Annotated in this window: 21 protein-coding genes and 1 pseudogene; 7 read left to right on the top strand and 15 right to left on the bottom strand. The window is 60.3% G+C overall.

Going from position 1 to position 24,713, the window contains the following annotated elements; genetic code table 11:
- The 7 genes and pseudogenes from CKW25_RS04065 to CKW25_RS04035 form a co-directional block, all read right to left on the bottom strand.
- Window positions 1-280, bottom strand: a pseudogene (locus CKW25_RS04065) (dipeptide ABC transporter permease DppC); the annotation flags it as partial.
- 10 nt (window positions 281-290) lie between these two features.
- Entirely contained in the window at window positions 291-1,301 is a 1,011-nt protein-coding gene (locus tag CKW25_RS04060; protein WP_095077912.1) for an ABC transporter permease subunit, read from the bottom strand.
- A gap of 74 nt (window positions 1,302-1,375) precedes the next feature.
- The gene (locus tag CKW25_RS04055) at window positions 1,376-2,971 is read right to left on the bottom strand and encodes an ABC transporter substrate-binding protein (protein ID WP_095077911.1); all 1,596 of its coding nucleotides are present in this window, start codon (window positions 2,969-2,971) and stop codon (window positions 1,376-1,378) included.
- A 77-nt stretch (window positions 2,972-3,048) separates the two neighbouring features.
- Window positions 3,049-4,461, bottom strand: a complete 1,413-nt coding sequence (locus CKW25_RS04050) for an OprD family porin (RefSeq protein ID WP_095077910.1) — start codon at window positions 4,459-4,461, stop codon at window positions 3,049-3,051.
- A gap of 172 nt (window positions 4,462-4,633) precedes the next feature.
- Window positions 4,634-6,235 (bottom strand): ABC transporter substrate-binding protein, encoded by a 1,602-nt coding sequence (locus CKW25_RS04045; RefSeq protein WP_095077909.1) that lies wholly within the window; start codon window positions 6,233-6,235, stop codon window positions 4,634-4,636.
- 299 nt (window positions 6,236-6,534) lie between these two features.
- A complete protein-coding gene (locus CKW25_RS04040; RefSeq protein WP_095077908.1) occupies window positions 6,535-8,160 on the bottom strand; it encodes an ABC transporter substrate-binding protein in 1,626 nt (541 codons plus the stop codon).
- Between the two features lie 403 nt (window positions 8,161-8,563).
- Window positions 8,564-9,280, bottom strand: coding sequence for an SIMPL domain-containing protein (locus tag CKW25_RS04035; protein WP_095077907.1), 717 nt, complete (start codon window positions 9,278-9,280; stop codon window positions 8,564-8,566).
- 260 nt (window positions 9,281-9,540) lie between these two features.
- Here CKW25_RS04035 and CKW25_RS04030 point away from each other — a divergent pair, with 260 nt between their 5' ends.
- The 3 genes from CKW25_RS04030 (at window position 9,541) to CKW25_RS04020 (ending at window position 13,180) form a co-directional block, all read left to right on the top strand.
- Entirely contained in the window at window positions 9,541-10,803 is a 1,263-nt protein-coding gene (locus CKW25_RS04030) for an ATP-binding protein (RefSeq protein ID WP_095077906.1), read from the top strand.
- Complete coding sequence (locus CKW25_RS04025) at window positions 10,796-11,356, top strand: response regulator transcription factor (protein ID WP_095077905.1); 561 nt, start codon at window positions 10,796-10,798, stop codon at window positions 11,354-11,356. The genes CKW25_RS04030 and CKW25_RS04025 overlap by 8 nt, the downstream gene beginning before the upstream one ends.
- A 96-nt stretch (window positions 11,357-11,452) precedes the next feature.
- A complete protein-coding gene (locus CKW25_RS04020) occupies window positions 11,453-13,180 on the top strand; it encodes an ABC transporter ATP-binding protein/permease (protein WP_095077904.1) in 1,728 nt (575 codons plus the stop codon).
- Between the two features lie 165 nt (window positions 13,181-13,345).
- Here CKW25_RS04020 and CKW25_RS04015 read toward each other — a convergent pair whose 3' ends face one another.
- The gene (locus tag CKW25_RS04015) at window positions 13,346-13,537 is read right to left on the bottom strand and encodes a hypothetical protein (protein WP_095077903.1); all 192 of its coding nucleotides are present in this window, start codon (window positions 13,535-13,537) and stop codon (window positions 13,346-13,348) included.
- Window positions 13,538-13,551: 14 nt separating this feature from the next.
- Window positions 13,552-15,183, bottom strand: a complete 1,632-nt coding sequence (locus CKW25_RS04010; RefSeq protein ID WP_095077902.1) for a phospholipase — start codon at window positions 15,181-15,183, stop codon at window positions 13,552-13,554.
- A gap of 218 nt (window positions 15,184-15,401) precedes the next feature.
- On the opposite strand from CKW25_RS04010, the gene CKW25_RS04005 reads away from it, so the two are divergent.
- A complete protein-coding gene (locus CKW25_RS04005; protein ID WP_095077901.1) occupies window positions 15,402-16,343 on the top strand; it encodes an AEC family transporter in 942 nt (313 codons plus the stop codon).
- Between the two features lie 55 nt (window positions 16,344-16,398).
- On the opposite strand, the gene CKW25_RS04000 is transcribed toward CKW25_RS04005, so the two are convergent.
- The 6 genes from CKW25_RS04000 to gatC all read right to left on the bottom strand — a co-directional run bounded on the left by CKW25_RS04000 (window position 16,399) and on the right by gatC (window position 21,677).
- Window positions 16,399-16,791, bottom strand: coding sequence for a carboxymuconolactone decarboxylase family protein (locus CKW25_RS04000; RefSeq protein WP_095077900.1), 393 nt, complete (start codon window positions 16,789-16,791; stop codon window positions 16,399-16,401).
- Window positions 16,788-17,864: a calcium/sodium antiporter gene (locus tag CKW25_RS03995; RefSeq protein ID WP_256577925.1), complete on the bottom strand. Its 1,077-nt coding sequence runs from the start codon at window positions 17,862-17,864 to the stop codon at window positions 16,788-16,790. The genes CKW25_RS04000 and CKW25_RS03995 overlap by 4 nt, the downstream gene beginning before the upstream one ends.
- A gap of 39 nt (window positions 17,865-17,903) precedes the next feature.
- Window positions 17,904-18,275, bottom strand: a complete 372-nt coding sequence (locus tag CKW25_RS03990) for a septal ring lytic transglycosylase RlpA family protein (RefSeq protein WP_095077899.1) — start codon at window positions 18,273-18,275, stop codon at window positions 17,904-17,906.
- Between the two features lie 190 nt (window positions 18,276-18,465).
- The gene (gene gatB / locus CKW25_RS03985) at window positions 18,466-19,911 is read right to left on the bottom strand and encodes an Asp-tRNA(Asn)/Glu-tRNA(Gln) amidotransferase subunit GatB (protein WP_095077898.1); all 1,446 of its coding nucleotides are present in this window, start codon (window positions 19,909-19,911) and stop codon (window positions 18,466-18,468) included.
- A 10-nt stretch (window positions 19,912-19,921) separates the two neighbouring features.
- Entirely contained in the window at window positions 19,922-21,373 is a 1,452-nt protein-coding gene (gene gatA / locus CKW25_RS03980; protein WP_095077897.1) for an Asp-tRNA(Asn)/Glu-tRNA(Gln) amidotransferase subunit GatA, read from the bottom strand.
- 16 nt (window positions 21,374-21,389) lie between these two features.
- Window positions 21,390-21,677, bottom strand: a complete 288-nt coding sequence (gene gatC / locus CKW25_RS03975; RefSeq protein ID WP_095077896.1) for an Asp-tRNA(Asn)/Glu-tRNA(Gln) amidotransferase subunit GatC — start codon at window positions 21,675-21,677, stop codon at window positions 21,390-21,392.
- 210 nt (window positions 21,678-21,887) lie between these two features.
- On the opposite strand from gatC, the gene mreB reads away from it, so the two are divergent.
- From mreB to mreD, 3 genes are all read left to right on the top strand, one after another.
- The gene (gene mreB / locus CKW25_RS03970; RefSeq protein ID WP_002555108.1) at window positions 21,888-22,925 is read left to right on the top strand and encodes a rod shape-determining protein MreB; all 1,038 of its coding nucleotides are present in this window, start codon (window positions 21,888-21,890) and stop codon (window positions 22,923-22,925) included.
- 142 nt (window positions 22,926-23,067) lie between these two features.
- On the top strand, window positions 23,068-24,189 hold the full coding sequence (gene mreC, locus CKW25_RS03965) for a rod shape-determining protein MreC (RefSeq protein ID WP_095077895.1): 1,122 nt from the start codon (window positions 23,068-23,070) through the stop codon (window positions 24,187-24,189).
- Window positions 24,189-24,671, top strand: coding sequence for a rod shape-determining protein MreD (gene mreD, locus CKW25_RS03960; protein ID WP_095077894.1), 483 nt, complete (start codon window positions 24,189-24,191; stop codon window positions 24,669-24,671). The genes mreC and mreD overlap by 1 nt, the downstream gene beginning before the upstream one ends.
- Window positions 24,672-24,713: the final 42 nt, after the last annotated feature.

The following is a 24,713-nucleotide window of genomic DNA, read 5'->3' as shown; positions in this document are numbered from 1 at the left end:
GCGACAACAGGTCGCGACCCAGCTCGTCGGTACCGAGCAGGAACTGCATTTGCCCGCCTTCCAGCCAGGCCGGTGGGGTCAGCAGGAAGTCGCGGTATTGCTCGCTCGGGTTATGAGGGGCAACCCAAGGGGCGAAGAGCGCGCAGAAGATCACCAGCAGCATGAACATCAGGCCGGCAACGGCGCCCTTGTTCTTGGAGAAGGCTTGCCAGAACTCTTTGTACGGGGACGGATAGAGCAGGCTTGTGTCGACTGCTACGGAGGATGTTGGAGTACTCATTCGTAGGGTCTCAGCGCTGGTGACGGATGCGTGGGTTTGCGAAGCCATAAAGAATATCCACTACAAAGTTGACCAGAATCACCAGGCAGGCGATCAGCAGAATGCCGTTTTGCACCACCGGGTAGTCCCGGGCGCCGATGGCTTCGATCAGCCATTTGCCGATGCCGGGCCAGGAGAAGATGGTTTCGGTCAGGACCGCACCGGCCAACAATGTGCCGACTTGCAGGCCGACCACGGTCAGTACCGGGATCAGGGCGTTGCGCAGGCCGTGCACGAACACCACGCGTGCGGGCGACAGGCCTTTGGCCCGTGCGGTACGGATGTAGTCTTCACGCAGTACTTCGAGCATCGAGGAGCGGGTCATCCGGGCGATCACCGCCAGCGGGATGGTGCCCAGGACGATGGCCGGCAGAATCAGGTGGTGCAGGGCATCGAAGAACGCCCCGGTGTCATCGGCCAACAAGGTGTCGATGAGCATGAAGCCGGTGCGTGGCTCAATGTCGTAAAGCAGGTCGATCCGCCCGGAAACCGGAGTCCAGCCCAGGGAAACCGAGAAGAACATGATCAGGATCAGGCCCCACCAGAAGATCGGCATCGAATACCCGGCCAGGGAAATGCCCATGACCCCGTGGTCGAACAGTGATCCTCGCTTGAGTGCCGCGATGACGCCTGCCAGGAGCCCCAGGATGCCGGCGAACAGCAGCGCGGCCATGGACAGTTCCAGGGTCGCGGGGAACAGTGAGGTGAACTCGCTCCATACACTTTCACGGGTACGCAGGGATTCACCCAGGTCTCCCTGGGCCAGTTTGCCGATGTAGTCCAGGTACTGGGCATACAGCGGTTTGTTCAGACCAAGGCGTTCCATTGCCTGAGCATGCATTTCGGGATCGACCCGACGCTCGCCCATCATCACTTCCACGGGGTCGCCGGGAATCATGCGAATCAATGCGAATGTCAGCAGGGTGATGCCGAAGAACGTGGGGATCAACAACCCCAATCGGCGGGCAATAAAACTAAACATCTTCTGGTGTACCTCATCAGCCGGTTCGGCGTTCCCGGCAGCGTCGAGAGCAACGTTGCCGGGTGTTTTCTTATCTACTTCACTCGGGTAGTAGCGAAGTTGTTAGTGGTCAGGGGGCTAATGTGATAGCCCTCGACGTTGTTGCGCATAGCCGTGAACATTCGAGTGTGCGCCATGCTGATCCATGGCTGGTCCTGGTGGAAGATCTCCTGGGCCTGTTCGTAGAGTGCCACGCGTTCGGCCGGGTCGGTCTTCTCGCGGGCCTGGTCGATCAAGGCCTGGAACTTGGCGTTGCACCAGCGAGCGTAGTTTTCTCCGTTTTTGGCGGCCTCGCAACTGAGCATAGGCGTCAGGAAATTATCCGGGTCGCCGTTATCGCCTGCCCATCCGGCGGACACCATGTCGTGCTCGCCATTTTTGGCGCGCTTGAGCATTTCGCCCCACTCCATGACGCGAATATCGACCGTGATGCCGACCTTGGCCAGGTCCGACTGCATCATCTGTGCACCGAGCATCGGATTAGGGTTGGTCGGGCCACCGCCGTTACGGGTGAACAGGGTGAACACGGTGCCTTCGGGCACGCCGGCTTCCTTGAGCAGGGCGCGGGCCTTGTCCAGGTCGTGTGGCGGGTTCTGAAGTGCGTGGTTGAAGCCCAGCAGGGTTTGTGGGTACGGGTTGACCCCGACCGTGGCGTTGCCCTTGCCGAACAGGGCGCTGACGTAGGCCTGCTTGTCGAACGCGATTTCAATGGCCCGGCGTACGCGTACGTCGCTCATGTACGGGCGCGTGGTGTTCAGCGCGGTGTACGAGGTGGTCATGGCCTCGAGCTCGGCGACTTGCAGGTTCGGGTCTTTCTTGATACTGGGAATGTCATCGGGCTTGGGATACAGCGCGATCTGGCACTCGTTGGCCTTGAGCTTTTGCAGGCGCACGTTGTTGTCGGTGGCGATCGCCAGGATCAACGCTTCGCTGGGCGGCGCACCGCGGAAGTACTGGGTGTTGGCCTTGAAGCGAACCTGGGCATCCTTGGCATAGCGCTGGAACACGAAGGGGCCGGTGCCGATCGGTTTGTTGTTGAGGTCGCCCGTCTTGTTGGCCTTGAGCAACTGGTCGGCGTATTCGGCCGGGTAGATCGAGGCGAATGCCATGGCCACGTCCGGCAGGAAAGGGGCTTCCGGGCGGGTCAGGGTGAACTTGACGGTGTAGTCGTCGACTTTCTCGACGCTCTTGAGCAGATCCTTGAAGCCCATACTCTCAAAGTACGGGAAGCCCACGCTCGATTTGTCATGCCACGGGTGTTTCGGGTCCAGTTGACGCTGGAAGCTCCAGAGTACGTCGTCGGCATTCATGTCGCGGGTCGGCTTGAAATAATCCGTGGTGTGGAATTTCACACCTTTGCGCAGGTGGAAGGTGTAGGTCAGGGCGTCCGGGCTGATTTCCCAGCTCTCGGCCAGTGCCGGTTCGATGTCGGTGGTGCCGGGCTTGAAATCCACCAGGCGGTTGAAGAGGGTCTCGGCCACCGCATCGGCTGTGACTGCAGTCGTGTACTGGACCATATCGAAGCCTTCCGGGCTGGCTTCGGTACAGACCACCAAGGGCTTGGCCGAGGCGCCTACAGCGACACTCAGCAGCGCGGCGGCGATGGCCGCTCGTAAAGGAAGCTTGTTCATCAATAACCCCTCTGCAATCAGTTGGATCAGAGTCGCAGAACGGCCGCTCGTCATTGAGTCAGCCGTTCGACGGGTGCTTAGAGAATGTTGAATGGAATGGTGGTGACCAGGCGGAACTCGTTGATGCTGCCATCACCCTGGTTTTCGCTCGCACGGTGCGCAGTGTAGGTCGCCCGTACGGTGGTGGCTTTCAGAGGGCCGCTTTGGATGGCGTAGGTCGAACCGATGCCATATTCATAGTGGCTTTCGCCGTCCATGTTCTTCACGTCGTAGGCGGTGCCGGTGTAGTGGGTGCCGTCGATGCCCCAGCCGCGAGCCTGGTAGATGTTGAACTTCAGGCCTGGCACGCCGTATTCGGCCATGTTCAGACCGTAGGCCACCTGGAAGGATTTCTCGTTCGGGCCGTTGAAGTCCGAGAGCAGGGAGTTGGCCAGGTAGATGCCGTTGGTTTCGTGCAGGTAGTCGAAGTACTCGTTACCGTTGATCTCCTGATAGGACAGGGTCAGGGTGTGGGCCAGGTGGGTCAGGCCGAACGACAGCGAGTAGGTGTCGTTGTCGATGTTGCCGAGCTTGGCCTGGCCTTCATCCTGGGTCTTGTAGTAGTTCAGGCCGGTGGTCAGGCTCAGCACCGAGCTGTTGCCCAGCACGTGGGTGGCGCCGAAGTAGTACTGGTTCCAGAGGTCTTCGGCCTGGGTGCCCCAGAAGCTGGTGGTCAGGCTGGCGAGTGGCGAGTAGCTGAGGCCGGCTGTGTGGACGTGATCGGCTTCGGCATTGCTGTCACCGTACTCGGAGCGGAATTTGCTCAGGCTTTCTTCGGTACGCGGTGAATTGCGGTCGAAGGTGCCCACGTCGAAGGCCAGGTTGTTCAGTTCTTCGCTGTGCAGGGCCACACCCTGGAAGCTGGACGGCAGGGCACGGTTGCCGATGACGTCGACTTGCGGGCTGCTGAAGTTCATGCGGCCGGCGGTCAGGGTGGTGTTGGAGAGACGTGCCTTGACGTTGGCCAGGCCCAGCTTGCTCCACTGGCCCTGGGCGTCGCCGCCTTCCTTGGTCAGCGTACGGTTGTTGCCCGCGCCTGGACGAGTACCCGGTGCGCCACCGTTGTTGGATGCCAGGTTCTCGCGGTCGCGTTCCAGTGCGACGGCGTTGTAGGCCGCCAGCTCGGTGCTGAAGCCGACAGTGCCCTCGGTGAAGCCCGAGTTGTACTTGATGATGGTGCCCTGCACCCAGTTGATACGACGATCAGTGTCGACCGACTGGCCGTCTTTTTTGTACTTGAACTTGCCCCCACGCTTGAGCTGTTCGTTGGCGTACCAGTTACGGGTACTGCCGTCGATCTTCTGGCCTTCGATGAAACCGGTGGCCTCGGACTGTGCATTGTTGGTGTTCACGGTGACCGGGTTGAATGCCTGGCTCTGCGGTTCGGCATAAGCGGTGGCCGTAATGCTGCTGATGGCCAATGCCAACAGTGCTGTGTTGCTCAGTTTCATCAGTGAAGCTCCTTTCTTTCTTTTTTTTAATGCCGGTCTTTTTTGGTGATCCGGCTATTTGGTTTCGAACTCATTCAAGGCATCGCAAACGTTTGCCTGTGGCAGGATCGCCGAATTCAGGCAACAGTTTTGCGTGAGGGCGAAAATCGCCCTCAGGGTTTTGGCTAATCGGTTATTGGTCGATGCTGACGCCCGAGAAAACGTTACGGCCGAAGGGGCTGACCTTGAAGCCCTCGACTTTGGCGCTCAACGGCTGGTTGACCGTCGAGTGGGCCACTGGCGTGATCGGTACTTGCTGCTTGAGCAGCTGCTGCGCCTGTTTGTAGAGCACTGTGCGCTGGTCACGGTCGGTGACAATCTTGGCCTGCTTGATCAGCTTGTCGTATTGCGGGTCGCACCACATGGAGTAGTTGTTGCCACCAATCGCATCGCAGCTGTACAGGGTGCCCAACCAGTTGTCCGGATCCCCGTTGTCACCCGTCCAGCCGATCAGGCTGATGTCGTGCTCGCCATTCTTGGTGCGCTTGATGTACTCGCCCCATTCGTAGCTGACGATCTTCACGTTCAGGCCGATTTTCGCCCAGTCCGCCTGGAGCATTTCAGCCATCAGCTTGGCATTCGGGTTGTAGGGGCGCTGTACTGGCATGGCCCACAAGGTAATTTCAGTGCCTTCCTTGACCCCGGCGGCCTTGAGCAGCTCCTTGGCTTTTTCCGGGTTGTAGGCGGCGTCCTTGATCGTGTCGTCGTAGGACCACTGGGTCGGTGGCATGGCGTTGACGGCCAGTTGTCCGGCGCCCTGGTACACGGCGTTGAGGATGCCTTGCTTGTTCACCGCCATGTCCAGCGCCTGGCGCACTTCGAGCTGGTCGAAGGGTTTATGCCGCACGTTGTAGGCGATGTAGCCGAGGTTGAAGCCCGGCTTCTCGATCAGTTGCAGCTTGGGGTCTTTCTTCAGCGCTTCGACATCGGCCGGGCGAGGGTGCAGGGTGATCTGGCATTCGCCAGCCTTGAGCTTCTGCACGCGTACCGAGGCGTCGGTGTTGATGGCGAAAATCAGCTGGTCGAGCTTCACGCGGCTCGGGTCCCAGTACTGTTTGTTGCCCGCGTAGCGGATCTGCGAGTCTTTCTGGTAACGCTGGAACACGAACGGACCGGTGCCGACCGGCTTCTGGTTGATCTCGCTGGGCTTGCCGGCGGCGAGCAACTGGTCGGCGTATTCGGCGGAGAGGATCGAGGCGAAGCTCATGGCGATGTTCTGGATGAACGCGGCATCGACCGAGTTCAGGGTCATGACCACGGTCAGCGGCCCGGTCTTTTCGACCTTGGCGATGTTCTTGTTCAGGCTCATCCCGTTGAAGTACGGGAACTCGGTCGGGTAAGCCTTACGGAAGGGGTGCTCGGGGTTGAGCATGCGGTTGAAGGTGAACAGCACGTCGTCGGCATTGAAATCCCGGCTCGGTGTGAAGTACTTGGTGGTGTGGAATTTCACCCCTTCGCGCAGATGGAAGGTGTACGTGAGGCCATCTTCGGAAACATCCCAGCGGGTAGCCAGGCCAGGTACGACAGTGGTGGCACCCTTTTCAAATTCGGCCAGCCGGTTGTAGAGCGGCTCGGCGGCGTCGTTGTCGGTGGCGGTGGTGTATTGCGCCGTGTCGAAGCCCGCGGGGCTGCCTTCGGAGCAAAACACCAGGCTGTTATTGGCCGCGTGGCTGATGGATGTGGCGGCCAGCAGGCCGGTGCCCAGTAATGCGGATAAAACCAAGGTATGGCGCATGACGCTCCCTCTTTTTTAGATGTTAAGCAGTGAGCCGTCGCCCCGTCCGGGGGCGTGCAGGTATCACTGGTCCAAAGCCATGGATTCAGCAGGTGCCAGCCCAGGTGCAATGCGGCCGGACTTCGACGGTAGGAGTCGAAGACCTGGCAGTAAATGCGTAAGGCCTGAAAAACAGGTAGGAAAAGGCAACGCGTCCTAAACCTGCAGTGGTGGGCCACAGTGGTTTTGGATGTAGGCGATTTCCGCTGTCTTGGCAGATAGAGCCGTGGTGACGTCAGCGACGTCGCCACGGCAAAACCTTATTTGCTGACGCTGACGCCGTAGAAGGAGTTCAAGCCAAACGGGCTGATCTTGTAGTCCTGTACGGAGTCGCGCATGGGTTGATACACCGTCGAGTGCGCGATAGGTGTCATCGGGACTGCATCTTTGAGGAGGTGTTGCGCCTGCTTGTACAGCTTGGTGCGTTCGGCGACGTCGGTGGTGGCCTTGGCTTGCTTGATGATGGCGTCGTAAGGCTTGTCGCACCACTTCGAGAAGTTGTTGCCGCTCAGGGAGTCGCAGCCGAACAGTACGTTCAGCCAGTTGTCCGGGTCACCATTGTCGCCGCTCCAGCCAATGATCATGGCCTGGTTCTCGCCACCTTTGGAACGCTTGATGTACTCGCCCCATTCGTAGCTGACGATGTTGACCTTCAGGCCGATCTTCGCCCAGTCCGACTGCAGCATTTCAGCCATCAGCTTGGCGTTCGGGTTGTACGGGCGCTGAACCGGCATGGCCCACAGGGTGATCTCGGTGCCTGGCTTGACGTCGGCTTTCTTGAGCAGCTCCTTGGCCTTCTCCGGGTCGTACTTGGCATCCTTGATGGTGTCGTCATAGGACCACTGGGTCGGTGGCATGGCGTTGACCGCCAGCTGGCCGGCACCCTGGTACACCGAGTCGATGATCTGCTGCTTGTTCACCGCCATGTCCAGCGCCTGGCGTACTTCGAGCTTGGCCAGTGGGTTGGCGTCGGTGCGGCCCTTGAGGACCGGCATGACGTTATAGGCGATGTAGCCCAGGTTGAAACCGGCCTGGCTTGGCAGTTTCAGGTTTTTGTCTTCACCCAGGGCCTTGAGATCGGCCGGACGCGGGAAGAGGGTGACCTGACATTCGTTTTTCTTCAGCTTCTGGATACGTACCGACGGGTCGGTGGTGATGGCGAAGATCAGGTTGTCGATCTTCACGTCTTCCGGCTTCCAGTAGTCCTTGTTACCCGTGTAACGGATGTTGGAGTCTTTCTGGTAGCTCTTGAACACGAACGGACCGGTGCCGATCGGCTTCTGGTTGATGTCGCCCGGCTTGCCTTCCTTCAACAGTTTGTCGGCGTATTCGGCGGACTGGATGGAGGCGAAGCTCATGGCCATGTTCTGGATGAACGCGGCGTCGACCGTGCCCAGGGTGAACTTGACGGTATGGTCGTCGATCTTTTCGATGTTCTTGATGTTGGTGTCCATCCCCATGTCCGTGAAGTACGGGAACTCGGTGGGGTAGGCTTTGCGGAACGGCATGTCCTTGTCGATCATGCGGTTGAAAGTGAACAGTACGTCGTCGGCGTTGAATTCACGAGTCGGCTTGAAATACGGCGTGGTATGGAACTTCACCCCTTCGCGCAGATGGAAGGTGTAAGTCAGGCCATCCGGGGATACGTCCCAGCTGGTGGCCAGGCCTGGAATGACGGCGGTGCCACCACGTTCGAACTGGCTCAAGCGGTTGAACATGGTTTCTGCTGAGGCGTCGAAGTCGGTTCCGGTGGTGTACTGACCAGGGTCGAAACCGGCCGGACTCCCTTCGGAGCAAAACACCAGGTTAGTCGCCGCTTGGGCGAAAGGTGCGCTAGCCAACAGGCTTGCGCCGACTAAAAACGGAATGACCGCGTGTTTAAGCATGGTGGCCTCATGATTTGTTGTCATTTTTGGAATTAGAGGACGACCTCGTGAGTCGACCTGCGGATACTTATGCAGGGCCTGTACCCAATGCAAGATCCGGAGCGGCTACAAGTCTTAAACAGTGGCACGAACGTACCTTAATGTCGCATTTGTGTAAGTCCTGGCGCATTTGACCGTTTGCGCGGGGTTTTTTCGGTGCAAATGACGCCCTGAATTGGTGCGGATTGCGGGTTTTGCGCACCTCGCCGGAGCGCGGTGTTACTTATCCAGACCTGCAGCCTAGACGGGTTTCGGTGGGGTGACGGGGGCGTGCATCGAGGATGTGAAGCGTTTTTCAACTGCGTCAGTTCTACAGGCTGACCGGGTTGATCCTTCCCGGACGCGGGAAGGATCATGGGCCGGGTTATGGCATCAACACTTCGATCGAGCCATCGGCGGTCATGCTGACCTGGCTGGTACCGGCCTCGACGTCCGGGGTGACCGGAGCGGCGTCCATCGCGGCGGCTTTCATCATCATTGGCGCGCGCAGGTAAGGTTGTGGATAACCATTGGTGTTGAGGTTCAGGTTGACGATCTTGTAGCCCTTGCCACCCAGCGCTTCGGTGGTCAGTTGAGCGCGAGCCTTGAAGGCGTTCACGGCTTCCTTGAGCAATGCGTCTTCGCTGGCCTTGCGGGTCGGCGTGGCGATGGCGAAATCCATGCCGCCCATTTTCAGGTCGGTCAACAGCTCGCCGGTGAGCTTGGACAGTGCCGCAAAGTCCGAACTTTCCAGGCGCAGTTCGGCGCGTTCACGCCAGCCGGTGATCTTCTGGCCCTTGGCGTCGTAGATCGGGTAGCTGTTGCGGCTGCCTTGGCGCAGGGAAATGTCCTTGACCTGCCTGGCCTGGCCCAGTGCCTTGTTCAGGGTGGTGCTGACCTCGGCGGCGAGTTTGGCCGGGTCGGTGTTCTGCGATTCGGTGTAGAGGGTCACGATCATCAGGTCACGAGCCACTTCCTGGCTGACTTCGGCGCGCAGGGAGATCTGGTTGTAATGCAGCTCGTCCGCGGCCAGGGCCGGGAGGCTGGCGAGGGTGCCGGCGCTGAGGGCGAGAAGGGCGGCACTGCGGCGCAATGTAGTCATGAAAGCTCCTTGGGTGATGCGCAGGGATCAAAATGCGAACCTGCGTGAAACCATCAGACTCTAGCTTTTATTGTCGGGTTCACCCAGTTACAACTTCTATACAGATCTGACGGCATACTGTTCCCGGTGGCAAAAGAGCAAGCGCCTTCGCCACAATGGAGCTTCATTGTCCTGTGGCGCTTTGCCGCACTTTTGCCTGTCAGGCCGCCCGCCTGGTTATACTTGGCGCGATCCGCCTGGAGCGCTCATCAGGAGAGCTCATGCTCGCCCCCGTACAACTGCTTTCCGCCACTCGCCAGAACCTGTGGCGACTGACATTCATCCGCATCCTGGTGCTGGCCGCCCAGGCCGGTTCGGTGGGGCTTGCCTACTGGTTCGATCTGCTGCCACTGCCCTGGGTCGAGCTGGCGATGACCCTCGGCTGTTCGATGCTGCTGTGTGTGTTCACCGCCGTTCGGCTACGCACGTCATGGCCGGTGACCGAGCTTGAATACGCCGTGCAACTGGCCTGTGACCTGTTTATCCACAGTGCGCTGCTGTATTTCTCGGGCGGCTCGACCAACCCGTTCGTTTCCTATTATCTGGTGCCACTGACCATCGCCGCCGTCACGCTGCCGTGGCGCTACTCGGTGATCCTGTCGGGTATTGCGCTGGCGCTGTATACCATGCTGCTGGCGCAGTTTTATCCGCTGGAAACCTTCCCGATGTACCGGGAAAAGATGCAGATCTATGGCATGTGGCTGAGCTTCGCCCTGGCCGCGGCGGTGATCACCTTCTTTGCCGCGCGCATGGCCGAAGAGTTGCGCCGCCAGGAAGAACTGCGCGCGATCCGTCGTGAAGAAGGCCTGCGCGACCAGCAACTGCTGGCCGTGGCGACCCAGGCGGCGGGCGCTGCCCATGAACTGGGCACGCCGCTGGCGACCATGAGCGTGCTGCTCAACGAAATGCAGCAGGACCACCCTGATCCGCTGCTGCGCGAAGACTTGAGCGTGCTTCAGGATCAGGTGAAGCTGTGCAAGCAGACCTTGCAGCAACTGGTGCGCGCCGCCGAGGCCAATCGTCGTCTGGCGGTGGAAATGCAGGATGTCAGCGCCTGGCTCAACGAAGCCCTCGACCGCTGGCACCTGATGCGCCCTGAAGCGACCTATCGCCTGCAACGTTTGGGGGCGGGCCCGGAGCCGCGCCTGGCGCCACCGCCGGACCTGACCCAGGCCTTGCTCAATTTACTCAACAACGCCGCCGATGCCTGCCCGGAAGGGCTGGAAGTGACACTGGACTGGAATGCCGAGGAGCTGACCATCAGTATTCGCGACCACGGTGCCGGTGTGCCGCTGGCGATTGCCGAACAGATCGGCAAGCCATTTTTTACTACCAAGGGCAAAGGTTTCGGCCTGGGCCTGTTTTTGAGCAAGGCCAGCGTGACACGCGCTGGCGGCTCAGTGAAACTCTATAGTCATGAGGAAGGCGGCACGCTCACCGAGCTGCGCCTGCCCCGTGCCGCACGAGGAGACGAACATGAGTGACGAGATCCAAGTCGAAGGCGAAGACCTGCCGCATCTATTGCTGGTAGACGACGACGCTACCTTCACCCGCGTCATGGCCCGCGCCATGAGCCGCCGCGGCTTTCGCGTCAGCACCGCAGGCTCCGCCGAAGAGGGCCTGGTGATCGCTCAGCAGGACCTGCCGGACTACGCGGCCCTGGACCTGAAAATGGACGGCGATTCGGGGCTGGTGCTGTTGCCCAAGCTGCTCGAACTCGATCCGGAAATGCGCGTCGTGATCCTGACCGGTTACTCGAGCATCGCCACCGCGGTCGAAGCGATCAAGCGTGGTGCCTGCAACTACCTGTGCAAACCGGCCGACGCCGATGATGTGCTGGCGGCCTTGCTGTCCGAGCACGCCGACCTGGACAGCCTGGTGCCGGAAAACCCGATGTCGGTCGACCGCCTGCAGTGGGAACATATCCAGCGCGTGCTCACCGAGCACGAAGGCAACATCTCCGCCACTGCCCGCGCCCTGGGCATGCACCGGCGTACCCTGCAGCGCAAGTTGCAGAAGCGGCCTGTTCGTCGCTGACCCGGCGCTGAACGTCTATCGCCAATCCTCGCAACAATCCGGACCGATCATCTATGATCGGTTCGTGTCTGTTCCTTTCTTTATCGAGCCTTAACCATGACTCAGAACGCTGAATATTCCGCGGTCAACGATGCGGTGCGCGGGCAGTTTTTCCGCCGTGTCTGGCAGATGATCACGCCCTATTGGCGCAGCGAAGAGAAGGGCAAGGCCTGGTTGCTGCTGATTGCGGTGATCGGCTTGTCGCTGTTCAGCGTAGCGATTTCGGTATGGATCAACAGTTGGTACAAGGATTTCTACAACGCCCTGCAAAAGAAAGATGACGCGGCGTTCTGGAGCCTGATCCTGTATTTCTGCGGGATTGCCGCCGTGGCGATCCTGGGGGCGGTGTATCGGTTGTACCTGACCCAGATGCTGACCATCCGCTGGCGGGCATGGCTCACCGAGAAACACTTTGCCCGCTGGCTCGGGCACAAGAACTACTACCAGCTGGAGCAGGGCGGATACACCGATAACCCGGACCAGCGGATTTCCGAAGACCTCAACAACTTCACCAGCAACACCTTGAGCCTGGGCCTGGGGCTGATTCGCACCGTGGTCAGCCTGGTGTCGTTCTCGATCATTTTGTGGGGCGTGTCCGGCAGTATCGAGGTGTTCGGCTACACCATCCCCGGCTACATGTTCTGGTGTGCGTTGGTTTACGCACTGGTCGGCAGCTGGATCACGCACCTGATCGGTCGGCGCCTGATCGGCCTGAACAACCAGCAACAGCGCTTTGAAGCAGACTTGCGTTTCTCCATGGTCCGGGTCCGCGAGAATGCCGAAAGCATTGCCTTGTACAACGGTGAACCGAGTGAGAATCAGCGCCTGAGCTCCCGCTTCAGCATGGTCTGGCAGAACTTCTGGGAGATCATGAAGGTGTCCAAGCGCCTGACTTTCTTCACGGCCGGTTATGGCCAGATCGCGATTATCTTTCCGTTCATCGTTGCCGCGCCGCGCTACTTCGCCGGCAAGATCGAACTGGGCGAGCTGATGCAAATCAACTCGGCATTCGGCAACGTCCAGGAGAACTTCAGCTGGTTCATCAGCGCGTATTCGGAGCTGGCCTCATGGCGTGCCACCTGTGACCGACTGCTGAGTTTTCGCCAGGCCATGAGCGAAAACGAAGACCGCCTGCCGGCCATCGATGTGCAGCAACAGGGCGATGATCTGAAGGTGCAACATGTGGGCCTGGACCTGGCTGATGGTCGTCATTTGCTGACCAGCGCCGACATGACGGTGGAGCAGGGCGACCGACTGATGCTCAGTGGTCGCTCCGGCAGTGGCAAGAGTACCTTGCTGCGGGCAATGGGTGGCCTCTGGCCGGCGGGCCATGGCGCGATTCGCCTGCCGGCCGCGCGCTATCTGTTCCTGCCACAAAAGCCATATCTGCCGATTGGCACGCTGCGTGACGCCCTGAGTTATCCACAATCCGGCGGCATCTATTCCCATGACCGCTATGTGCAGGTGCTGGAAACCTGCCGCTTGCCCCATCTGGTCAGCCGTCTCGACGAAGCCAACCACTGGCAGCGCCTGCTGTCTCCGGGCGAACAGCAACGCCTGGCGTTTGCGCGGGCGCTGCTGTATGCACCGCAATGGCTGTACATGGACGAAGCCACCTCGGCGATGGATGAAGAAGACGAGGCGTCGCTCTATCAGGCGTTGATCGATCAACTGCCGGGGTTGAGCATTGTCAGCGTCGGCCATCGCAGCAGCCTGAAACGCTTCCACCCACGGCATGTGCGGATCGACAACGGTCATCTGATGGAGCAGACCGTGACCGCCTGAACGTCATTCCCCTGCTCCTGAAACGGCTGCGCCACGCCCACGAGAAGGCGCAGGCGCAGCGCGGGTGAAGGTTCAAAGATCGACCCGGCGGTCGTCGACAACCGCCAGGGGGTAACCACGAGAGATGTTTGAACGCTCCCACGCGGTGCGCGGGAGTGGTGGGGCTTAACAGGTTTTGAGGATCGAGCGATCTACCCTGACCGACAGTTGCGCGGCTTTGGGGGTGGCGTCGAATACTGCTTGCCCCTGGTTATCCACAATTGCCCGAGCAATCGGTACACCGTCGGCCAATAGTTCCAGCGGTGCACTTTTGAGGGATTGCCCTGAGGCCAGTTCGAGTGTCAGTTTGATAGTCATCAGTGATTTCCTTATCACGCGTTACGGTCAATGAAGGTGGTGGCCTGGGCGCTGATTGAGTCGATCAGCTCCGGTGATCCGCCACGGAACTGGCGGAAGATGTTGCGAGTGCTGCCGTTGCCCGGCACGTTCAGTGTTGGCTGGAACCATTCGCTCAGTTCGGTGTAAGTCGACCAGGGCCCGATATAGGATTCATTCAAGCCGCTGGTGTAGCTGAAGGCGTAACGCACGGCGTTGCCCGGCAACCAGTTGGGTTCGCTGGGTGCCTGGCTCTGCCATCCATCGGCCTGAAGCGTCGGGGCGGCAGTGGGGGGCTCAAGATAACCAGTCGGCTTGTTGGGTGTGTAGTCCTTGAGCAGCAGGTAAGTGCTCCAGCCCCACCAGTTGTCGATCCGCTGCGTGTCATTGAGATTGTTGACGTCGCTGCGGCGCAGTACCTGGTTGCCGTCCAGCACAAAGAGTCCGGAAAAATTGCCCTCCGGTTTTTTCACCGCGTTCAGGTCTGGTACGTGTTTCAAAGCCAGGTAGCTGGAAGGGGCGGGGACTACGCCGCTTTGGAAGGTGTCGAAGACTTCGTCGACCGAGCGCTGGACCGCGAGTTTGACCTGTTTGCGGTTCGCACTGTCGACTGAGTCGAAATAGCGTTTGTCGCCGTAGATATGCCACTGATCACCGTTGGCATTGCTCACGTCGAGGCCGTATTTGCTGTCTTCATCATGCATGAATCGGGTAACCAACGACCCCAGGTCGCTGGGGGTGACCACGGCTGCCAATTGCTTGCGCGGGATGCGCAAATGCCCCGCGGAAAACAGGTCGGTCAGGTAGTGATCGGCAAACGCGTTCATTGCGTAGGCCAGTTCCAGCTGTTTTTCGTCGCCGCTGGTGCGTGCGATAACCGCCTGTTGGAGAGCGGCGGTGTGTCCGGCGATGTACGCCAGCAGTGCCCACTCGCCAAAGTGGTCGGTGTTGTTCGCGGCCAGCTTCAGGTAGCGGCCTAGAGGAAACAAGGCCGAGACGAAGCTGCCGCCGCCAGTGATCTTGTTCCACTCTTCAGACAACGTATCACCAAGGGCATCGTAGACTTCGTGAGGTTGTTTGCCGTCCCGGATCGCTTGGTTGGCGGCACTGATTTCCTTTTGCATGACGCCGAGAATCAACATGGCTTCTGCCTTGGACGCTGGCAGTACTGCCAGCGAGTTGAAGGCATTGATAAAGCGCTGAAGGCGATCGGCCGGGGTGGTGCCGTCGCAGATGGGCTGGTCGGGAATCCCGTAGAAATCACCCCCCAATGAAACGATCTGGCCGTAGGTCAGTGCCAGGCCATTGGGCAGGTGCAACTGCACTTGCCAGGCGGGAGCGGCGGGTGCGCCATGGGTGAAGCGCAGCAGCGCGGAGTCACCAATGGCGGTATGTTCGCCGCCCTCGAACCGCAGTAACGGCTGGTTCTGGCGTGGGTTTTCGGGGGCGGTGGGCAGCATGCCTGGCGTTGGGTGTTTGCGGTTGTGAGAACTGTCGCTGACCAGCGTGAGGTGATCACCGTTGGCGGCTATGGCAATCCCGCGTTCGGAGAACAGCTGATCCAGGTCGGCAATGATTCGACCATCATGTTTAAGGTTTTCTGGGGATTGACTGTGTAGACCTGACATTTCTTGCTCCTTGATATGCCGTAGGTTGCTTTCTCGATTACTGTATATTTATACAGTTGTCGTCGAGCGTAGCTGGGGAATTTCCTACGTCAAGGAAGTAATTTTTTTTGATCAGATTTTCCGCGAGCGGAGGAAGCGTCGTGACGGTTACTTTTCAGGTTGGGCGATGACTGGCTTATCATTAGCCCCCTAACGACGTCCCTCAAGGCTCTCCCGGCATGCTGGCAATCTTTCTCGAAACCCTGAACATCACGGCGCCAGTCTTTGCCATGCTGTTTCTGGGCGTGCTGCTCAAGCGTATCAACTGGATCGACGACAACTTTATCCACAGTGCGTCGTCCCTGGTGTTCAACGTCACCATGCCGGCTTTGCTGTTTCTCGGGATTTTGCACGCCGACCTGCATGCCGCGCTGAAGCCGTCACTGCTGATCTACTTTTCGATCGCGACCCTGGTGTGTTTCGCCATTGCCTGGGGGTGGGCGATTTTTCGTTGTCCGCGCGAAGACCGGGGGATCTACACCCAGGGCGCGTTTCGCGGCAATAACGGCGTGATTGGCCTGGCGCTGGCGGCGAGCATGTATGGCGACTACGGGATTTCCCTCGGGGCGATTCTCGCGGGCCTGGTGATTCTGCTCTACAACACGCTGTCGACCATCGTGCTGGCGGTGTACAGCCCGGTGATCAAGTCCGATCCGTGGAGCATCTGCAAAAGCGTGCTCCGCAATCCGTTGATCATCAGCGTGATCGCGGCGGCGCCTTTCGCGTATTTCCAGATTGGTTTGCCTGGTTGGCTGGAGACGTCCGGCGGCTACCTGGCGCAGATGACCTTGCCGTTGGCGTTGATCTGCATCGGTGGCACGTTATCGCTGGCGGCATTGCGCAAGAGCGGCGGCATGGCCTTGAGTTCGAGCCTGGTGAAGATGATCGGCTTGCCGATCCTGGCGACCCTCGGTGCCTGGCTCTGGGGTTTTCGTGGGGTGGAACTGGGCATCCTGTTCCTGTACTTCGGCAGCCCGACCGCCGCCGCGAGCTTTGTCATGGCCCGGGCGGCCAATGGCAATCATGAGCTGGCGGCGGCGATCATCGTCATCACCACGGTGATGGCGGCAGTCACCACCAACGTCGGGATCTTTTTGTTGCAGTGGGGCGGGTGGATCTAGCGTTGAGGAGCACGCTCGCGAGTGCAACTTTACGGGCATCACGAATGCCGGTGTCTTACTCCGCCTTCTGATAGCTGTCGATCACTTCCTGCGCCGCGCGAAACGCTTCCATTGCAGCCGGTACACCGGCGTACACCGCGCAGTGCATCAGGGTTTCGCGGATCTCGTCCACTGTGCAACCGTTGTTCAGCGCACCGCGCACGTGGCCTTTGAGTTCCTGCGGGCACTTGAGCGACGTGAGGGCGGCGAGGGTGATCAGGCTGCGGGTCTTCAGTTCAAGGCCGCCGCGGTTCCAGACGGCGCCCCAGGCGTGTTCATTGACGAACTCCTGAAACGGCTGGGTCAGTTCGGTGGCATTGCCCATGGAGCGGTCGACGAAAGCGTCGCCCATGACCTGGCGACGTACTTCGATGCCGGTCGGTTTACGGGGGGAGGGCGTGTCGGTCATGGCGATTCCTTTTTATTGTGTTGGCGGCGCCAGGCGCGCAGTGATGTGAACAGCAAGAAGGCCAGCAGCACCGGCAGGACGAACACCAGCATCAGCTGCTCAAGCTTGCCAGCCAGTGGCATGCCCGTGGTAAACGACACCACGTGCAGCCCGTAGGCCAGGTACAAGGCCAGGAACAGCAAGCCCTCGGCGCGGGTAATCCGGTAGCCGGAATAGAACACCGGCAGGCACAGGGCGGTTACGCCGAGCAGCACCGGCAGGTCGAAGGCCAGGGCGTTGGGCGACACCGAGAGCGCAGAGGGCGCCACGAGCGCAGTGAACCCGAGGACGCCCAGCAGGTTGAACAGGTTGCTGCCGATCACGTTGCCCACGGCGATGTCGCGCTGGCCACGCATGGCGGCGAGCAGTGAAGTGGCCAGTTGCGGCAGCGAAGTGCTGACGGCCACGATGGTCAGGCCGATGATTCGCTCCGACAGGCCCAGTTCGCTGGCGACCTCAACCACCGCATCGAGTAACAGGTGGCCGGCGAATATCAGCAACGTCAGGCCCGCCAACATGAGCAGCGCACTGCTGACCCAGGGGGCGCGTGGATGATGGCTGTGTACCGTGGCGCCATGGGGGCGAGCGCTGTGCCGCGACTGGCGTAGCAGCAACGCGAGATACAGCACCAGTGCGGCCAGTAGCACGGCGCCGTCGAGCGGCGTCAGCGTTTCATCCCAGGCCAGGGCAAACACCAGCAGGCTGGCCCCGATCATCAGCGGGATGTCCAGGCGCACCAGTTGCCGGGACACCCGCAGCGGAATGATCAGTGCCGACAGGCCCAGGGTGACAAGGATGTTGAAGATACTGCTGCCGATCACGCTGCCGACGGCGATGTCGGCATTGTTGGCGAGGGTCGCTTGCAGGCTCACGGTCATCTGCGGCGCGCTGCTGCCGAAGGCCACGATGGTCAGGCCGAAGATCAGCGGACGGACCTTCAGGTGTGCGACCAGGCGTACGGCGGCGCGTACCAGCAACTCGGCGCCGGCGATCAGCAATACCAGCCCACCGAGCAGTTGCAGCGCACTGAGCAGTGGCAAGTCGGTTAGTGCGAAAATGGTGACAACTCCCGGTCAGTCGTTCAAGGCTTGCACGCGAACACGCGCAGTGCCGCTGCGCAGCATACCCAACTTGTCGGCCGCCGCGCGTGACAAGTCAATCAAGCGGCCACGGGTGTGCGGGCCACGATCATTGATGCGGACCACGACGGTCTTGTCGTTTTTCAGGTTGGTGACCTTGACCCGGGTACCGAACGGCAGTTGCCGGTGGGCGGCGGTCATTGCGTACTGGTCAAACGGTTCGCCGCTGGCGGTGCGTTTGCCATGGTGTTTGGCGCCGTAATAGGAGGCGACTCCGGTTTTGTCATAACCGCGGGGATCGACATCGTAACTGGCGCAACCGGCCAGTAGAGAGAAGAGGGCGCAAGCACCAAGCAGGCGTTTCATTCAAAGGCTCCCAAAAGCGAATGTGGCGAGGGAGCTTGCTCCCGCTCGACCGCGTAGTGGTCGCAAAATCGGCTGATGCATTCCTTCTGAAAGAATGCATTGGCCGATTTGGGCCTGCTTTGCAGACCAGCGGGAACAAGCTCCCTCGCCACGGGGAATGGGGCCAGCTTTCAACGCTGGCTCCACTCCGTTAGCCTTCGAGCTTGCTTTTGAGCAATTCGTTCACTTGCTGCGGGTTGGCTTTGCCCTTGGAAGCCTTCATCGCCTGGCCGACGAAGAAGCCGAACATCTTGCCGCGCTTGGCTTCATCAGCCGCGCGGTACTGTTCAACCTGTTCGGCGTTGGCTGCCAGCATTTCATCGAGAACGGCCGAGATCGCGCCCGTGTCGGTGACTTGCTTGAGACCGCGCTTGTCGATGATCTCGTCAGCGCTGCCTTCGCCATTGGCCATGGCCTCGAACACAGTCTTGGCGATCTTGCCGGAGATGGTGTTGTCCTTGATGCGCAGCAGCATGCCGCCCAACTGCTCGGCCGAGACTGGGGCTTCGTCGATTTCCAGGCCTTGCTTGTTCAGCAGGCTGCCCAGTTCGACCATGACCCAGTTGGCCGCCAGCTTGGCGTCACCGGCAATGCTCACGACTTTTTCGAAGTAATCGGCTTGTTCGCGGCTCGATGCCAAGACGCTGGCATCGTAGACCGACAGGCCGAATTGCTCCTGGAAGCGCTCGCGTTTTTGCGGTGGCAATTCCGGCAGGGTGACGCGGATGTCATCGAGGAACGAATCCTCGATGACCACCGGCAACAGGTCCGGGTCCGGGAAGTAACGGTAGTCGTTGGCTTCCTCTTTGCTGCGCATGGCGCGGGTTTCGTCTTTGTTCGGGTCGTACAGGCGTGTCTGCTGGATCACCTTGCCGCCGTCCTCGATCAGTTCGATCTGGCGACGCACTTCGGTGTTGATCGCCTTCTCGATGAAGCGGAACGAGTTGACGTTCTTGATCTCGCAGCGCGTACCGTACTCAACCTGGCCCTTGGGGCGGACCGAGACGTTGCAGTCGCAACGCAGGGAGCCTTCGGCCATGTTGCCGTCGCAGATCCCCAGGTAGCGGACCAGGGCGTGGATCGACTTGACGTAGGCCACGGCTTCCTTGGCGCTGCGCATGTCCGGCTCGGAGACGATTTCCAGCAGCGGGGTGCCGGCACGGTTCAGGTCGATGCCGGTGGCGCCGATGAATTCTTCGTGCAGGCTCTTGCCGGCGTCTTCTTCCAGGTGCGCACGGGTGATGCCCACGCGCTTGACCGTGCCGTCCTCCAGGGGGATATCCAGGTGGCCCTTGCCGACGATCGGCAATTCCATCTGGCTGATCTGGTAGCCCTTGGGCAGGTCGGGGTAGAAGTAGTTCTTGCGGGCGAACACGTTGTGCTGGCCGATTTCGGCGTCAATCGCCAGGCCGAACATCACCGCCATGCGCACCGCTTCCTGGTTCAGCACTGGCAGGACGCCGGGCATGCCCAGGTCGATCAGGCTGGCCTGGGTGTTCGGTTCGGAACCGAACGTGGTGGCGCTACCGGAGAAAATCTTCGATTGGGTGGCGAGCTGGGTATGAATCTCCAGCCCGATCACGACTTCCCATTGCATGTGATTCTCCTCAGAAGCCTGTCGGGGTGCGGGTGTGCCAGTCAGTGTTGAGCTGATACTGGTGGGCGACGTTCAACAGGCGGCCTTCCTGGAAATACGGGGCGAGCAGTTGCACGCCGACCGGCAAGCCATCGACAAAACCGGCTGGCATCGACAGGCCTGGCAGGCCCGCGAGGTTGGCGGTGATGGTGTAGACGTCTTCCAGGTAGGCAGCGACCGGGTCGCTGTTCTTGGCGCCAAGCTTCCAGGCCGGGTTCGGCGTGGTTGGGCCGAGGATGATGTCGACCTCATTGAAGGCAGCCATGAAGTCGTTCTTGACCAGGCGGCGGATCTTTTGCGCCTTGAGGTAGTAGGCGTCGTAGTAACCGGCCGACAGGGCATAGGCCCCGACCATGATCCGGCGCTGCACTTCCGGACCGAAACCTTCACCGCGCGAACGCTTGTACAGGTCGGTCAGGTCTTTCGGGTCTTCACAGCGATAGCCAAAGCGCACGCCGTCGAACCGCGACAGGTTGGAAGAGGCTTCGGCAGGCGCGATCACGTAGTACGCGGGGATCGCGTGCTGCATGTTCGGCAGGCTGATTTCCTTGACCACGGCACCGAGCTTTTCCAGCTCCTTGACGCTGTTATGGATCAGCTCGGCGATACGCGGGTCCAGGCCGGCGCTGAAGTATTCCTTCGGCACGCCGATGCGCAGGCCTTGCAGCGAGCCATTGAGGCTGGCGCTGTAGTCCGGCACGGGCTCGTCGATGCTGGTGGAGTCCTTCGGGTCGAAACCGGCCATGCCTTGCAACAAGATGGCGCAGTCTTCGGCGGTGCGTGCCAGCGGGCCGCCCTGGTCGAGGCTGGAAGCGTAGGCGATCATGCCCCAGCGCGAAACACGACCGTACGTCGGTTTCAAACCGGTGAGGTTGGTGAACGCCGCCGGTTGGCGAATGGAGCCGCCGGTATCGGTGGCGGTGGCGGCGGGCAACAGGCGCGCGGCCACGGCCGCGGCCGAACCACCGGACGAACCACCAGGTACGTGTTCCAGGTTCCACGGGTTCTTCACGGCGCCGTAGTAGCTCGACTCGTTGGCCGACCCCATGGCGAATTCGTCCATGTTGGTCTTGCCCAGGGTCACGGCACCGGCTTCGGCCAGCTTGGCGACCACGGTGGCGTCATACGGTGCCTTGAAGTTGTCGAGCATCTTCGAGCCGCAACTGGTGCGAATGCCCTGGGTGCAGAACAGGTCCTTGTGGGCGATCGGCGCGCCGAGCAGGGCGCCGCTCTCACCTGTGGCGCGGCGTGCGTCAGCGGCTTTCGCCTGCTGGAGCGCCAGGTCTTCGGTGAGGCTGATGAAACTGTTGAGCTGTGGGTCGAGCTGGGCGATACGCGCCAGCAGCACCTTGGTCAGCTCTTCGGAGGAAAACTTCTTGTCGGCGAGTCCGCGGGCGATCTCGGCCAGAGTCAATTGATGCATTGCAGGCTCTTTCCCTTTAGTCGATGACTTTCGGAACCAGATACAGGCCGTTTTCGACCGCTGGTGCGATGGACTGATAGGCCTCGCGGTGATTGGACTCGGTCACAACGTCTGCGCGCAGGCGCTGGTTGGCTTCCAGTGGGTGGGCCAGGGGTTCGATACCGTCGGTATTGACCGCCTGCATTTCGTCGACCAGCCCGAGAATGCTGTTCAGGGCCGAAGTGATGTGTGGAAGATCGGCATCATTGAGGCCCAGGGAGGCCAGATGAGCGATTTTTTCCACGTCGGAGCGTTCAAGCGCCATGGGATTCTCCAGTGGAAAACAAAACGGACGTCGTCCGTGTGTTAGATTGTCGGAACACTACCGCATTTCTACGGTCATAAGGCCGCGATTGTGGGGGTTGGTGCACAGAAAAGCGTCCAATTTAACATATTGGCGCCTTGCCCAAAATCCCTGTCGTTGTTAGAGTTTGCCGCACTTTTTTACCCACGCGTTGCCTAGGGTCCCTTTCCCATGTTCAAGAAACTGCGTGGCATGTTTTCCAGCGATCTTTCCATTGACCTGGGCACTGCCAACACCCTTATTTACGTGCGCGAGCGCGGTATCGTCCTGAATGAACCATCGGTTGTGGCCATTCGGACGCACGGTAACCAGAAAAGTGTCGTTGCTGTCGGCACCGAGGCCAAGCGCATGCTCGGTCGTACGCCAGGCAACATTGCTGCCATTCGTCCGATGAAGGACGGTGTTATCGCCGACTTCAGCGTTTGCGAAAAGATGCTGCAGTATTTTATCAACAAAGTTCACGAAAACAGCTTTCTGCAGCCTAGTCCTCGTGTGTTGATCTGCGTTCCCTGCAAATCCACCCAGGTCGAGCGTCGTGCGATCCGTGAGTCGGCCCTGGGGGCCGGTGCCCGCGAAGTGTTCCTGATCGAAGAGCCAATGGCGGCCGCGATCGGTGCCGGCCTGCCGGTTGAAGAGGCGCGCGGCTCGATGGTTGTGGATATCGGTGGCGGTACCACTGAAATCGCGCTGATCTCCCTCAATGGCGTGGTTTACGCCGAATCCGTACGGGTTGGCGGCGACCGCTTCGACGAAGCGATCATCACCTATGTGCGTCGCAACTATGGCAGCCTGATCGGCGAGTCCACGGCCGAGCGCATCAAGCAGGAAATCGGTACGGCCTACCCGGGCGGTGAAGTTCGCGAAGTGGATGTTCGCGGCCGTAACCTGGCCGAAGGCGTTCCACGTGCCTTTACCCTGAACTCCAATGAAGTGCTGGAAGCTCTGCAAGAGTCGCTGGCAACCATCGTTCAGGCGGTAAAAAGCGCGCTGGAGCAATCGCCGCCGGAACTGGCATCGGATATCGCCGAGCGTGGCCTGGTCCTGACCGGTGGTGGCGCCTTGCTGCGTGACCTCGACAAGTTGCTGGCCCAGGAAACCGGCCTGCCGGTCATCGTTGCCGAAGATCCGTTGACCTGTGTGGCTCGCGGCGGTGGCCGTGCATTGGAAATGATGGATAAACACACCATGGACCTGCTCTCCAGCGAATAAGTCGCTGGCTGGCAACTATGCTGTTCGCGCACAGGCAGCACTTTGCAGTGCTGCCTGCCTGCGTTTATCTTCTGTCAGTCTGCATCCAGGCCGGTTTGATGCCGTATGAATAAACAGAACATTTGCCTGGGAGGAGCGGCTTATTAAACCGCTTTTCACCAAAGGCCCCTCATTGGGCGTGCGCTTTCTGGTGCTGGCCGCGCTATCGGTCGCGCTGATGGTGGTCGATGCCCGCTTTGAAGTGCTCAAGCCGGCGCGCAGCCAGATGTCGCGGGTCTTGATGGACGCCTATTGGGTGACCGACCTGCCTGAACGGTTGTGGCAGGGTGTGAGCAGCCAGTTTGGCAGCCGCACCGAGCTTGTCGCCGAAAACGAAAAACTCAAGACTGAAAACCTGCTGCTGCAGGGGCGCATGCAAAAGCTGGCGGCCCTCACCGAGCAGAACGTTCGGCTGCGCGAGTTGCTCAACTCGTCGGCACTGGTGAACGAAAAGGTCGAAGTGGCCGAGCTGATTGGCGTCGATCCCAACCCCTTCACGCACCGTATCATCATCAACAAGGGTGAGCGCGACGGCGTGGTGCTTGGCCAGCCGGTGCTCGACGCCCGTGGCCTGATGGGCCAGGTGGTCGAGTTGATGCCGTACACCTCGCGGGTGTTGCTGCTGACGGATTCCACCCACAGCATTCCGGTGCAAGTGAACCGCAATGGCCTGCGGGCGATTGCCAGTGGTACGGGTAATCCGGAACGCCTGGAATTGCGGCATGTCGCGGATACGGCGGACATCAAGGAAGGCGATCTGTTGGTCAGCTCCGGCCTCGGTCAGCGTTTTCCGGCAGGCTACCCGGTGGCCACCGTCAAGGAAGTGATCCATGACTCGGGCCAGCCGTTCGCGATCGTCCGTGCGGTCCCGACCGCCGCGCTCAATCGCAGTCGCTACATGTTGCTGGTGTTCAGTGACAGCCGCACCCCGGAAGAGCGCGCGAATGCAGCCGCTCAAGCCCAGGATGCACAGGACCAGCCCGCCGGCAGTGCCGTGACAGTGCCAGCAACCGCGACCAACCCTGCAGCCGGCACCGCTCCTGCGGCAGCGCCGGCGACCACTGCGCCAGTCGCGGTGCCTGCGGCTGCGCCCAAGCCCGTGACCCCGGCCAAGCCTGCTGCGCATCCGGCACCGGCCAAGCCTCCCGCAGCGCCTGCGCCTGTCGTCAAGCCGCCCAAGCCGCCCGTCACGACGCCTGAAGCTATCACCCGGGGAAGAGAATAATGGCCAGCACCCGTTCCCGTAATGGCTGGATCATCTGGCTGACGTTCGCGATCGGCTTGCTGCTCAGCGTCGTACCCTTTCCCCATGTCGAAATCTTGCGTCCGATGTTCCTGGCACTGCCCTTGGCGTACTGGGCACTGGAACTGCCGCAGAAAGTCGGGATGGCCAGTGCCTTTTGCCTGGGGCTTGCACAAGACGTGCTGTTCGGCACCTTGCTGGGGCACAACGCGCTGATCCTGACCCTGATCACCTTCCTGATCCTGTCGTTGCAACAGCGTTTGCGGATGTTCCCCATGTGGCAGCAAAGCCTGGTGATCATGGTGGTACTGGGGCTCGCCCAGCTGTTGCAACTGTGGCTCAGTGCCCTGACCGGCAATCGTCAAACGCTGGCGGTGCTCCTGCCTGCGCTGATCAGCGCGTTGCTCTGGCCCTGGGTCAGCTTTGGATTGCGTGGGTTGAGTCGCCGCTACAAAATCAATTAATCATTCGGTCAGGCATTAGCCCGCACCTCGACAGGGAGATGT

The sequence above is a fragment of the Pseudomonas sp. Irchel s3h17 genome, from assembly GCF_900187505.1.
In the GTDB taxonomy this organism is placed as follows: Bacteria; Pseudomonadota; Gammaproteobacteria; order Pseudomonadales; family Pseudomonadaceae; genus Aquipseudomonas.
Note: the sequence above shows the minus strand (reverse complement) of the source record. Positions and strands in the feature narration are given on the sequence as shown.